The organism is Flavobacterium jejuense, assembly GCF_006491595.2.
In the GTDB taxonomy this organism is placed as follows: domain Bacteria; phylum Bacteroidota; class Bacteroidia; order Flavobacteriales; family Flavobacteriaceae; genus Flavobacterium; species Flavobacterium jejuense.
In genome coordinates this window covers 228,833-243,937 of the sequence record NZ_VEVQ02000005.1, presented here as the reverse complement: position 1 = coordinate 243,937, position 15,105 = coordinate 228,833, and the positions used below count along the sequence as shown (strand labels likewise).

General features: G+C 30.0%; 2 protein-coding genes. Both read left to right on the top strand.

The features are described from left to right. Positions 1-66: 66 nt before the first annotated feature. Positions 67-6,195 carry a non-ribosomal peptide synthetase gene (locus tag FIA58_RS09565; protein WP_140962258.1) on the top strand — a complete coding sequence of 2,043 codons (6,129 nt, stop codon included), beginning with the start codon at positions 67-69 and terminating at the stop codon, positions 6,193-6,195. Positions 6,196-6,207: 12 nt separating this feature from the next. After that, on the top strand, positions 6,208-15,102 hold the full coding sequence (locus tag FIA58_RS09560) for a hybrid non-ribosomal peptide synthetase/type I polyketide synthase (protein WP_140962257.1): 8,895 nt from the start codon (positions 6,208-6,210) through the stop codon (positions 15,100-15,102). Positions 15,103-15,105 lie beyond the last annotated feature (3 nt).

The window sequence follows — 15,105 nt, the reverse complement described above, 5'->3', positions numbered from 1 at the left end:
TATAAAGTCTAAAATTTATAATGCTTGTAATAAGCATTATAAATTTTTTAAAAACTTTAATCTAAAATGAAAGAATTGAAACAGTCTAAATTAAACCCAATGAAAGCACAATTTTTTAATATTGACTTACTGTCAGAATCAGAAAAAAACCAATTTCTTTATGAGTATAACAACACTTTCTTAGATTACCCTAAGGAGGAGACAATAAATACTCTTTTTGAAAATCAAGTAGAAAAAACGCCTTTTAATGTTGCTTTCCAATTAGGAGCAATGAAGGTAAGCTACAAAAAGCTAAAAGAAAAATCAGATAGATTTGCGAACTATCTGATTGAAAAATACGATATCAAATCGGGTGATTTAGTTGGATTAATGTTGGACAGGGAAGAGTATCTTATACCAGCCTTATTAGGCATTATGAAAATAGGTGCTGCATATGTACCAATTGACCCACTTTATCCTACTGATAGAAAAAAAGAAATAATAAAAGACTCTAAGATTAAGTTGCTGATTACGCGTGGGGATTTGGATAATTTTGAGGAAGTACAAATTTCTTTTTTAGATCTTAACATTGAGGAGGTAGCCATAGATAGTCAGGAAATTAAAAAAATAGAGAAAATTGAAAGTAGCAATTTGGCTTACATCATATATACCTCAGGTTCAACAGGAAAACCTAAAGGAGTGATGATTCAACATAAAACTTTATTAAATTATATTTTTTGGGCTAAAAATTATTATTTTAAGGATGAAGAAGCTACAATGCCTCTATATTCTTCTATCTCATTTGATTTAACAATTACATCTATTTTCGCACCATTACTTTCAGGTAATAAGATTGTGTTGTATGAAGATGATAAAAAAAATGTATTAATAGAGAAAGTTATTGCTGAAAATTTATGTGATACCATAAAACTAACTCCATCTCATTTGAAAATAATTAAAGATAGTGAAGTAATTAAGGATTTAATTATTGAAGGAGCTTCTGTAAAAAGATTTATTGTTGGTGGAGAAGACTTGACTGTTTCTCTTGCAAAATCAATTCACGAATTATTTAAAGGAGAAGTAGAAATTTATAATGAATATGGTCCAACTGAAACAACTGTTGGATGTATGATTCATAAATTTGATGCTGAAAGTTCAACTTCTTCTGTGCCAATTGGTGTTCCAATCAATAACACTCAAATCTATTTATTAGATAGTTTTTTAAAGCCTGTACCTAAAGGAATATTAGGAGAGTTATATATATCTGGTGATGGTGTTGGACAAGGTTACTTGCATAATGAGAAATTAACTAATCAGAGTTTTATTGATAATCCATTTATTGAAGGTACTAAAATGTACAAAACTGGAGACTTTGCAAAAAGACTTAATGATGGTACTCTTATGTTTTCTGGGAGAAAAGATGATCAGGTAAAGATAAATGCATTCCGTATAGAATTGGGAGAAATAGAGAACCAATTATCAAAACATGAATTAATTAATCAAACCGTAGTTGTTGTAAAGGAAAAGGAAGGAGATAAGTCGATTGTTGCTTATTATACAGCAAATGAAGAAATTGATTCATCAAATCTAAAGTCTTTCATTGCTAAAAGTTTGCCAGATTATATGTTACCATCTTTTTTTATTCGTTTGGAGAAAATGCCTTTAACTTCAAATGGTAAAACGGATAAAAAAGCTTTACCAGATCCAGAAATTAAAGAAAGCGAGAATTATGTTGCAGCTTCAACAGTAACTGAAAAAAAATTACTTAAAATTTGGTCTGAAATATTAAAAGTAGATCAAGATGAGATAAGTATTACCAAAAATTTTATGGAAATGGGAGGTCATTCCATAAAAATAATACTGATGCTAAATAAAGTGTCTAAAGAACTAAACGCAAAAGTTTCTATGAATGATGCTTTTGATAATTTAGATATAAGAAGTCTTGCTGCTCATATAGAGAATTTACAATCAGTTGATCAATTTAATCCAATTAAAAAGTCTGAGCATAAAGAATTTTATCCATTATCATCAGCTCAAAAAAGGCTATATATTTTGCATGAATTTAATCCATCCTTTTTAACTTACAATTTACCAAAAATTGTTAAAATAAAGGGAAAGGTGAATTTAGATCAAATGCAAACTGCATTTACTAAGTTGATTATGAGACATGAAGCATTACGTACATCATTTCAATTGGTAGATAACAATCCTGTTCAAAAGATAGAAGATTGGATAGAGTTAGATTTAGAATATTTTAAATCAACTCCGTCTAGAGCAGATATAATAATAAAAGAATTTATAAGACCTTTTGATTTAAATAATGCTCCGCTAATTCGAATTGGACTTATTGAAATTGAAGCCGAAGAACATATTCTTATGGTGGATCAACATCACATTATCACCGATGGAGTGTCTGAAAGTATCTTAATAAAAGATTTTATGTCGCTTTATGCAGAAGAGAATTTGCCAGAACTACCATTACAATATACAGATTATGTAGAATGGCTACAAGAAGATGAGCAACAAAAAGCTCTTAACAAACAAAAAGATTTTTGGCTATCAGAATTCAAAAATGAAGTTACAACTTTAAACTTACCAACTGATTTTGTAAGACCACTGGTTAACAATCAACGAGGTGCTTCGATTAATTTTGATTTAAATTCAGTTTTAACGAATGGTCTTAAATTACTAGCTCAAAAAGAAGGTGTTACATTATATATGTTAATGTTATCGGTGTTCAATGTTTTACTAGGAAAATTAGGAAGCGATGAAGATATAATAGTTGGTAGTCCAGTTTCAGGAAGGCAACATGCTGATTTAGAAAAAATGATAGGTGTATTTGTAAATATCCTACCGATTAGAAATTTTCCTAAGGAACTTTTAAGCTTTAAAGAGTTTTTAAATTCAGTAAAAACAAAAACAATAGAAGCATTTAATAATCAGGATTATCCATATGAACAATTGATAGACGATCTTGAATTAAAAAGAGATACTAGCCACAACGCATTATTTGATGTAATGTTTGCTTATCAGAATTTTGAAAGCGTGGAATTAGATATCGCTGGATTAAATGTTACTCCATATCCAATTGAATCAAAAGTATCAAGATTAGATTTAAGTTTACAAATATTCGAAGGTAATGATAACATGCATTTACAATTTGAATATTCAACAAGTTTATTTAAGGAAGAAACTATAGAAAGGTTTATTTCTTATTTTAAAGAAATAATAATTGCAGTAATTAAGGATTCTAATATAAGATTAGGTGATATTGAATTAATATCGGAAGAAGAAAAAAATAAGCTTTTAGTTGATTTTAATGACACTCAATCTGATTACCCTAAAGAAGAGACAATTGTTTCCTTGTTTGAGTTACAAGTCCAAAAAACACCTAATAAAGTAGCTGTTGTTTATGAAGGAATGAATTTGACCTATTCTGAACTTAATCAAAAAGCAAATCAGGTTGCTCATCATCTGAATGGAAAATATAAAATTAAGGCTAACGATGTTATTGCTGTTATTGCTGACCGTTCTGAACGAACTCTTATAGCTTTACTTGGAATATTGAAAGCAGGAGGTGCTTATTTACCGATTGATCCAATGTATCCTAAGGAAAGAATAGATTATATTTTAGATGATAGTGGAGCAGAATTAATAGTATTGGACACCGAAAACGAATATAGTACTGATGAAAAAAGAGTAGTAATATATTTGGACCAAATTGATGAACAAAATGACTCAAACCTTATACCTATTGCAAATTCTCAAGATTCATGTTATTTAATTTACACTTCAGGATCAACTGGAAAACCAAAAGGAGTAAGAATAGTCCATCAAAATGTGGTGAATTTCATGTTTGGAATAAGCCAAAACTTAACAGTTAACCCTGATGATTGTATGTTGGCTGTAACAAGTACTTCTTTTGATATCTCAGTTTTAGAGTTATTTTGGACATTATGTAATGGTATTGAAATTGTATTGCATCCTTCTTCTATATCATTAACTGGTTTAGATCGCTATATGGCAGAGGAAGATTTGTCGGTAGATTTTAGTCTTTTCTTTTTCTCCAGTTACAACAATAAAGAGAAAGATAAATACAGTTTGTTAATGGAATCCGTAAAATATGCAGATCAAGCAGGATTCAATGCAGTGTGGACACCAGAGAGACATTTCCATGAGTTTGGAGGCTTGTATCCTAATCCTTCAGTTATTAGTTCAGCACTCTCTATGGTTACAGAGCAAATTGAACTGAGAAGTGGAAGTATTGTGGCTCCATTACATGATCCAATAAGGATTGTAGAAGAATGGTCTGTAGTTGATAATTTATCAAATGGACGAGTGGGACTTTCGTTTGCAGCAGGATGGAATCCAAATGATTTTGCCTTAGCAAAAGATTCTTATAAAAATCGTAATAAAATCTTGCACGATCAAATCGAAGTAATGAAAAAATTATGGAGAGGAGAAACTATTAAAAGAGAGAATGGATTAGGACAAGAAATAGATTTAAGTGTATATCCAACTCCAATCCAAAAGGAAATGCCAGTTTGGATTACTTCAAGTGGTAACGAAGAGACTTTTAGAAGTGCAGGAGCTAGTGGAGCAAATTTGTTGACTCATCTTTTGGGACAGAGTATAGAACAACTTGGAGAAAAAATAAAGATATATAAGGAGGCAAGAGAAAAAAATGGATTTGGAAAAGATTCAGGTAAAATTGCCGTAATGCTACATTCTTTTATTGGAGAAGATATAGACGAGGTTGAGAAAATAGTTGAACAACCATTTACTGATTATTTAAAAACTTCTATCGGAATCAATAAATTATTAATGGATGAAGCTGGACTAGATGCAGAAGCTATTGATGGTGAAGGAATGAAATTAGTGTTAAAAAATGCCTTTAAAAGATATTACCAAACTAGTTCACTTATTGGAAATAAAAGTAAATGTAGTGAGATGGTATTAAAATTAAAAGAAATTGGTGTTGATGAAATAGCATGTCTTGTTGACTTTGGTGTTGAGAAAAGCAAAGTATTAGAAAGTCTTAAACATATCAAGGAACTGAAAGAACTTTTTAATACAAAAATTCGTAAGAATCATAAACCAATAACAATGTTACAATCAACTCCTTCATTTATAAAGATGTCACAAGAAGGAGTAAGTTCAAAAAAATTATTAAAGTCCTTACGCACTTTATTGCTTGGTGGTGAGTCTGTTCCATATTCATTGGTTAAGGAATTAGGTAAAGATATAACTGCAGATATCTACAATATGTATGGTCCAACAGAAACAACTGTATGGTCGAGTATGCATAAATTAGATTTGGATGACAAAAAAGTGAGTGTTGGAAAACCAATTTTGAATACACAAATCTATATTTTAAATAAAGCCATGAAAATGGTTCCAATTGGTGTATCAGGAAATTTATTCATTGGTGGTGACGGACTATCTAAAGGGTATTGGAAACAAGAAAAACTAACAGATGAAAGGTTTGTGATTAATCCATTTAATACCAAAACAAAAATTTACAACACAGGAGATATTGCAAGGTTCAATGCAAATGGAACAATTGAACTCATTGGACGTGAGGATAATCAAGTCAAAATTAGAGGACATCGTATTGAATTAGGTGAAATAGAATATCAACTTAATTCACATAAAGATATTCTACAATCTGTGGTTGTGTGTATTGGAGAAAATGATGAAAAGTATTTGGCAGCTTATTATGTATCAGATAAAACATTAAGTTCTGAACAGATAAGAGGTTTACTTTTTGAGAATTTACCAAGCTACATGCAACCATCGTATCTAATTCAATTAGACAAATTACCATTAACTCCAAATGGAAAAATAGATCGAAAAGAATTACCAAATCCAGAATATCTATCTCAAGAGACTTATGTTGCTCCATCTAATGATATGGAAAAAACTTTAGTAGATATATGGTCAGAAGTTTTGGATGTTAGTAAAGAGTACATTAGTGTGGATAAAAGTTTTTTCGAATTGGGAGGTAACTCACTTAAAATCTTAAAACTAAACGCATTAATGAGTGAAAGACTGGAATGGGAAGTTTCTATACCGGAAATGTTCCGTTACCCATCAATTTCTTCTTTGATTAATTATAAAAATAATCCAGAAATTGATAAAGAAATTTATAAAGAAGCTGCTGAAAATGAAGTTTCGGAAATGGAAAACATGTTTACAATTTTAGAAAAAGAATAATAATTTATACGTATGGATAATTATAACGGTGTTGAAATTGCCATCATTGGTATGTCAGGGCAATTCCCTGGAGCAGATGATGTAAATCAATTTTGGGAAAATTTAAAAAACGGAGTTGAATCGATTAGTTTTTTTAGTGAAGAAGAGGTGTTAAACGAAGGAGAAGAGAAAAGTATCGTAAAGAACCCTTCTTATGTTAAAGCAAATGCATATTTAAAGAATAAAGAATATTTTGATGCGGCATTTTTTGGCTACACTCCTTCAGAAGCGAAATTAATGGATCCTCAATTGAGGTTATTTCATGAAAACTGTTGGAAAGCACTTGAAGATGCAGGTTGTGATGTTACTACTAACAATCAAAAAATAGGTCTTTTTGCAGGAGCTGCATCTAATGTAAATTGGCTTACCTATTCTTTGTTAACTAACATGGACAATGAGGTAAATAATTTTAATGCTTTTCAATTACGTGATGCTACATTTCTATGTTCAAGAGTTTCTTATTTATTAAACTTGCAAGGACCCTCAGTTTATATAAATACAGCTTGTTCCACTTCATTGGTAGCCATCCAGAGAGCATGTATGAGCTTGTTATTAAGAGAATGTAAGATAGCTCTTGCTGGCGGAATAACAATTAAAAATTATTCAAAGAAAGGGTATATACATGAAGAAGGTATGATTGACTCTAAAGACGGTCACTGTCGTACTTTTGATGCTGAAGCAACTGGAACTATTGGAAGTGAAGGTGTTGGTGTTGTTGTTCTAAAAAGGTTAGCAGATGCTATTTCGGATGGTGATCACATATACGCTATTATTAAAGGAAGTGGAGTTAATAATGATGGTTCTAATAAAATTGCTTATACAGCACCTAGTATTGATGGACAATCTCAAGCCATAATGAAAGCATTGAGTATGTCTAAAATTAAAGCAGAAAGTATCAGTTATGTTGAAGCTCATGGAACAGCAACTAAACTTGGAGACCCTATTGAAGTTGAGGCTCTAATTAATTCTTTTGGAAAGAGTAATGAGAAATATTGTGCCTTAGGATCTGTAAAAACAAATGTAGGACATTTAGATATTGCTTCAGGAGTGACGGGATTTATTAAGACTGTTTTGTCTTTAAAGAATCGACTGATTCCTGCTAATTTGCATTACAAAACACCAAATCCAAAAATAAATTTTTCAGAAAGCCCATTTTATGTTAATGCAGAGTTAAAAGAATGGAAAAATGATAAATACCCATTAAGAGCAGGTGTAAGCTCTTTTGGAATAGGAGGAACTAATGCACATATTATTTTAGAAGAAGCTCCAAAGCCAAAAGTCTCTTCACAAAGTCGTAAACATCAACTTTTAGTTTTTTCAGCTAAAACCAAGACTTCATTAGAGAGAAGTATAGTTGATTTTAAAACTTATTTTAATTCAAACCCTGATGCTAAATTGGCAGATATTGCACATACATTGCAAGTAGGTAGAACAGCAATGAACTACAGGGCAACTTTAGCTTGTTGTGATCATGAAGATGCACTAACGATGCTAGATTCTATTAAAGTGAAAGATAAAAGTATTTCAGAGAATAATAAACCAGTTCTTGCTTTCATGTTCCCAGGTTATGGATCTCAATATGTAGGAATGTGTAAAGATCTATATACTTCGGAACCCATATTTAAAGAGACCGTAGATCAATGTGTGACTATTATTAAGAATAATTTCAATAAAGATTTAAGACCACTTTTACTAGCAGATGAAGGTTCTGAATGGGCAGAAAAAATCAATGAAATTGAATTTTCTCAACCTTTATTGTTTATTGTTGAGTATGCACTAGCACAAACTCTTACAAAATGGGGTATTAAACCTGATATGGTTGGAGGACACAGTACTGGTAAGTATGTTGCTGCATGTGTAAGTGGTATATTTTCTTTAGAAGATGCATTAATGCTAATTGTAAAGAGAGCAGAATTAATGCAGAAAGTATCAAAAGGAACAATGCTTAGTGTTTCTATTAGTGAAAAAGAACTACTACCTTTATTAAAGGAATTTGATGATATTTCTTTAGCAGCTGTTAATAGTTCTGAATTATGTGTGGTTTCAGGAAAAGATGAGTCTATAGAAAGGTTTATTGTCTTTATAGAGCAAAAAGGATATGTAAGTAAATTTTTGCAAGCATCACATGCTTATCACTCGTACATGATGGATGAGATATTAGATGATTTTGAGGCTATTATCGATAAAATACAGATAAATCCTCAACAGATTCCATTCTTATCAAATCTATCAGGCGTTTTAGCAACTGATTTAGAAATAGCTCAACCGAAATATTGGGTAAATCATATAAGAGAGACTGTTAGATTTTCAGATAATGTAGAAGAGATTTTAAAAAATAAAAAGGCTATCATTTTAGAAGTAGGTCCTGGTAAAGTATTGACATCACTTGTAAATAGTAATAAATTCAAAAGTGAAGGACATACAGTAATTAATTTAGTACGTCATCCTAATGAAGAAATCAATGATCAAAAAAATTTAATTTCAGCATTAGGACACATGTGGGAAAATGGTTTAGATGTAGATTGGAAAAATTTATATAAAGCTGATGAAGTTAGATTAAAAGTTTCTCTTCCTACCTATTCATTTGATAAAGTGGAATATCCTGCAAACATAGATGCCTTTAAAATGATTTTGAATGATTCTAATTCTATGCTTAAGATTGGAGATTCATCTTCATGGTATTATTCATCTTCATGGAAGAAAGCGTCACTTTTTAAAAAGGAGGTTATCTATGATGAGCATATTCTTTTATTTTCTGATAAATTAGGAGTGGGAGAATCTTTGTTTCAAAAATTGAATCAAGAATCTGAGAATGTTACTATTGTTACTAAAGGGAATGAATTTAGTAAACGAGATTCTCAAACATATCAAATTGATCCAGAGAACGAAGATCATTATGCAAAACTTTTTCAGAGTCTCTCAACAGAAGGTAAAAAAACAAATAAAGTAATATACGCATGGAATATCTCGAAAAATGAATATGAAAGCCAAGAGAAAGCCAATAAAGATTTTTTTCATCTTTTAAGTGTTGCAAAATCAATTAAAAAGATTACAAATTCAGAAAATAAAAAATTGATTCTTATTACGAATGATTTTCATAATATTACAGGAAATGAAATTCTTGAAGTAAAAAAATCAGCTCAGTTAGGATTACTTAAAGTAATTTCACAAGAAAGTATTGGATTAACAACAGGGCATATTGATATTTCATTAAGTCAAATGCCAGACTTACAATGTTTATATGAAGAGGTTAAATATATACAGTCTGGAAGAACGGTTTCAATAAGAAATGCGAATCGCTGGGAGCAGTTTTTTGATCGTTTAAAGATTGAACAAGCTCCAGATAAGTCAGGTTTTAAAGAAGGAGGAGTTTATTTAATTACAGGAGGATTAGGTAATCTTGGATTCAATTTATCTCAATATATCTTAAAAAATTATAAAGCAAAAGTCATTCTTCTTGGACGTTCATTAATGCCTTCAAGAGAAGAATGGAATAATGAAAAAAATAATATCAAGGTTGATAGAATGCTTAAGTTAGAACAACTTGGAGAAGCTTACTATTTTAATTGTAATATTTCTGATGAAAATTCCTTAAAAAATGTTGTTCAAAAAGCGGAAGAAAAATTTGGAGCGATAAATGGAATTATCCATGCAGCAGGAATTATAAGTGGAAACTCTATTAATATGTTTGATGTGCTTAGCAGAAATGATTATCAAGAACATTTTGATGCAAAAATTCAAGGTATCGTTAACCTTGATACTACTTTTCAGGATAAACAACTAGATTTTTGTTTTGTAGTATCTTCATTATCTTCTATTCTTGGAGGCCTTGGTTTTGGAGGCTACGCTTCATCTAATAGTTTTATAGATTATTTCGTAAGTTCAAAAAGGAACATGAAAGATTCCCGAAACTGGATTTGTGTTAATTTTGATGGATTAGATTTCAGTGAAGTTCCCGAAGATACTAGTATTTTAAACATTGATGAAATATTTGAAGTTGTAGAGCAGTCTCTTTTCATGAATGAATTTTCTCCAATTGTAATTTCTAAAAAAGATTTACAAATAAGAATTGATGAATGGATCAATAGGAATAATAACCAAAACTCTTCAGTAGATGATAAAGCAGATCATAATGCTTTATATGAAAGATTATCTGTATCTGGAGGAGATATGTCTAATGCAGTGGAAATCACAATGAAAACTTTATGGGAGGATTTCTTTGGAAAAACAATAGATATGGAAGATGACTTCTTTGAAATAGGAGGAGATTCTTTAAAAGCATTAACTATTATAAGAAAAATTCTATCTGCTTTTAATATTGAAATCTCTATAAAGGAGTTTTTTGATAACAGTACGCTAGAAAAAATCAGTAAACTAATTCTGAATAAAAAAGAACAAGGTACAGAAGAAATAAAATATTTGTCTATTCCCAAAACAGAGAAGAAAGAATATTATCCATTAAGTTCTGTTCAAAAAAGATCGTATTTTATACATGAATTTTCGAAAACATCTTTGGCTTATAATTTACCTCGAATTGTAAAACTAAAAGGGAAAATAGATATTGATCGTATTTCGGATATATTTAGACAGCTGTTTGAACGACACGAAAGTTTACGTACTTGTTTTGTTCAAGTTAATGGAGTTCCTATGCAGAAAATAGAAGATCATGTATCTTTTAATATTTCGATTTATAATGTTGAAGAAGATAATGTATCTGGAATTATTAAAAAATTTATAGCACCATTTAAACTAGATTCATGTCCATTAATGAGGGTAGGAATTATAGAATTAGGCCCAGAGGAACACATGCTTATGGTTGACAACCATCATATTATATCGGATGCTATCTCTCAAGGAATTCTTATTTATGATTTCATGAGGCTTTATAATAATGAAGTATTACCAGAACTTAAAGTACAGTATAAAGACTACGCTGAATGGCAGTTGAGTGAAGAACGTATGCAGAAAATAAGTGCACAAAAATCTTTTTGGAATGATGAATTTTCTGAAGGGTTTTCATATTTAGAATTACCAGCAGATTTTGCAAGGCCTTTAGTATCCAATAATACTGGAGAAGCAATCAATATAATACTTACACTCCAAGAAACTATTGGTTTGAAAAAACTTGCAGAAACAGAAAAAGCAACAAATTACATGGTGCTTCTTTCAATTTTTAATATTTTTCTTGGTAAGCTTTGTAACCAAGATGATATTATAGTTGGCTCACCTGTAGCAGGAAGGCAACATTCTGATCTTGATAGTGTTATTGGCGATTTTGTTAATGTTTTACCAATTAGAAACTTTCCAAAGGCTGACTTAACATTTAGTGAATTTGTCTCAGAAGTAAAAATGAATGCAATTGCTTGTTTCGATAATCAGGAATATCCTTTTGAGGAATTGGTTGATGATCTTAATGTGAAAAGAGTATCTAACAGAAACCCTTTATTTGATGTGTTGTTTGAATATCAGACAAGTTCAGAAGATATGGAACTAAAAATTCCTGGATTAGAACTAATCAACTTCGATAACTTCGAAGAAAAGGCACTTAATGTTTCTAAGTTTGACTTAATGTTTTCGGCAGTAGAAAGTAGCGATGGTAATGAATTATTTTTAAGACTTGAATATTCATTTGGTTTATTTAAAAGAGAAACAGTAGAAAGATTTATAAAGTATTATAAAAAAATTATCAACTCAGTTATCAATAATCCTGAAATCAAAATTTCAGATATTCTATTGGATGATGAAGAGCAATTGATTTCCAATATCAATCAAACAAAAACAGTTCAAAGAAGTCAAGAAACAATCATTGAATTATTTGAAAATCAAGTTGTTAATTTTCCTAATAAAATTGCAATAAAAGATAAAAATCAAACTTTGAGTTTTCAGGAATTGAAAAATGAATCAGATCGTATTGCAGCTTACCTGAAAGAGATAAAAGGAATTAATGCTGGAGATTTAATTGGAATAATGCTGGATAGAGATATCAATCTTATTCCTATCATATTGGGCGTTTTGAAAGTAGGAGCAGCATTCATACCAATTGATGTGAAATCTCCAATAGATAGAGTAAATGTTATTGCTGAAGATTCTGGCTTGAAATTATTAGTAACAATGGATAAATATGTGAATTCATCATTATCTATTAATATTCTTAAGCTTGATGAAGAATTGAATGACATAAAAAATCATCAGAAAATACCTTACCAATCTGGTTCAATAGATCCTAAAACATTAGCATACATTATATTTACTTCTGGGTCTACTGGAAATCCTAAAGGTGTAATGATAGAACATCAATCCTTAGTAAATTATATTATGTTTGCTTCCGCACAGTACGTTAACGGAATGAAATCAACATTTCCACTGTTTACTTCAATTTCTTTTGATTTAACAATTACATCTATTTTTACTCCTCTTATTACTGGAAATACAGTTATAATGTTTCCAGATGATGGAAATGAATCACTAGTAGAGAAAGTATTTGAAAACAAGGATATTGACGTAATCAAACTTACTCCTTCGCATTTGAAAATTATTAAAGAAATAGATTTCGAGTATTCTAATAACTCTAAAAGAATCATTGTTGGAGGTGAAGATTTTGAAACAAAATTAGCTCTTGATATATTAAATAAGTTTGAAGAAAATATAGAAATCTATAATGAATATGGACCAACTGAAGCTACAGTTGGATGTATGATTTATAAATTTAACAAAGAAGATGATTTTCATAGTGTACCTATAGGAATTCCTATTGATAATACTCAAATATATCTACTCGACAAATCTTTAAAACCTGTTCCAGTAGGTGTAAAAGGAGAATTATATGTTTCAGGTAATGGTATAGCAAGAGGATATTTAGGTAATGAAGAACTTACTAATGAAAAGTTTATTAAGAATCCTTTTATTAAGTCTGAAAAAATGTATAAAACGGGTGACCTAGCTGTCCGAATGGCTGATGGTAATATCATATTCAAAGGTAGAATTGATGACCAAATAAAAATCAGTGGTTATAGAATAGAACTGGGAGAAATTGAAAGTAAAATGTATTCTTATTCAGATATCAAAGAGGCAATAGTCATAGTTAAAGAATCTGGTCTCGATAAATTTTTAGTTGCATATTTTGTTTCTGATATTTTTATAGATACAGGTGTCTTTAGAGATTATCTTTTAACAGTTTTGCCAGATTATATGGTTCCCGTAAATTATATTGCACTTGATAAAATGCCTCTTACAAAAAATGGTAAACTAGATAAAAAATCATTACCAGATATTGAAGTAGAATTGGGCTATAAAGCACCTTCAAATAAACTAGAAAAGGAACTTGTTGAAATTTATGCTAATGTCTTAAAAATAGATAAAGAGATTGTAAGCGTCAACAAAAGCTTTTTTGAATTAGGAGGAAATTCAATTCGTGTGATCTTGTTGATTAGTAATATTAGAAAGATCAGTGATGTCAAGTTAAGTTTAAAAGATGTGTTTGATAATCCTTCCATAGAAAAACTTTCACAAGTAATTGAAAATGCGAGTAAAGAAAAAGAGCTAACAATAGCAAGAGTTGAAAAAATGGAGCATTATCCAGCATCATCTGCACAAGAAAGAATGTATTATCAACAGTCATTGGATGTCAACAATATGGGGTGGAATATTTTCACTTCATTAGAAATCAATAAAGAAATTAATATTGATAAATTAACACAGGCATTTCAAAAACTAATTGATAGACATGAATGTTTGCGTACAAGTTTCAATCTTTTAGAAAATGGAGTGGTTCAAAAAATAAATGAAAAAGTAACATTTAAATTAGATGTAATAAACGAAAATGATTATGAAGATTTACCAGAAGCTTTCAATCATTTTGTTCGTCCATTTAATCTATCAGATGAATCTCTTTTCAGAGCAGCATTGTTTGTTCGTAAAAATAAATGCAATATTTTGTTTATTGATGTTCACCATATTGTATGTGACGGTATATCTTTAGATATTTTGATAAAAGATTTCAAAGCGTTATATGAAGGACAGGATTTAAAACCTCTAAAATTGAGATATGTTGATTTTACAGTTTGGCAAATGAGTCTTAATAGTAAAATGCAAAATCAAAAGAATTATTGGGAAAAAAGATTATCGGGTCAGTTGCCTAGATTAGAGTTACCTACACTTCAGGATAGAAAAAATATAAGTACATATACAGTTTCTACAAGCGTATTGGAAATCAATGGAGAATTATTTGAAAACATCAAGAAATTTACCACCGATGCTAAAGTTTCAAATTTCATGTTCTTACTCTCAGTATATTATTTACTATTATCAAAAACTTCTGAGAATAATGATGTAATCATTGGCACAGATGCTATAGGAAGGACACATCCAGAGTTAAACGGTTTAGTAGGAACATTTGTGAATATTTTGCCTTTAAGAGTTAAAGTTAATCCAGATATTACCTATCTCGATTTCTTATCTGAAGTTAAAGACTGTGTTTTGACAGCATTTGATAATCAGGATTTTCAATTTGATCAAATGGTTTCATTGATAAATAAAGAAGACAGAAAAGAACGTAATCCAATTGTTGATGTACATTTTGCTGTTTCGGATACAGTAGATGGTGAAGAGGAATTAAAATCCTTAAGTTTTACACCTATTTTGATTAATAAAGATGTAAGAACATCTACTTATGAATTTAAGATAGAGGTAAATGAAAGTAATAATCAAATGAATATAATCTTCATATATAGTAATGAATTGTACAATGAAGAAATAATAGACGTTTTAAAAAATTACTACAAAAATATTTTAATTACTGTACTAAACAATGTATCAGCAAATATTAAAAATATTGAATTGGAATTTCAGGAAGCAGATATCAATTTTTAAAAT

Bases quoted from the DNA above. Each gene is read 5' to 3' on its own strand.
- FIA58_RS09565 (WP_140962258.1), top strand. From the start codon at position 67: ATGAAAGAATTGAAACAGTCTAAATTAAACCCAATGAAAGCACAATTT.
- FIA58_RS09560 (WP_140962257.1), top strand. From the start codon at position 6,208: ATGGATAATTATAACGGTGTTGAAATTGCCATCATTGGTATGTCAGGG.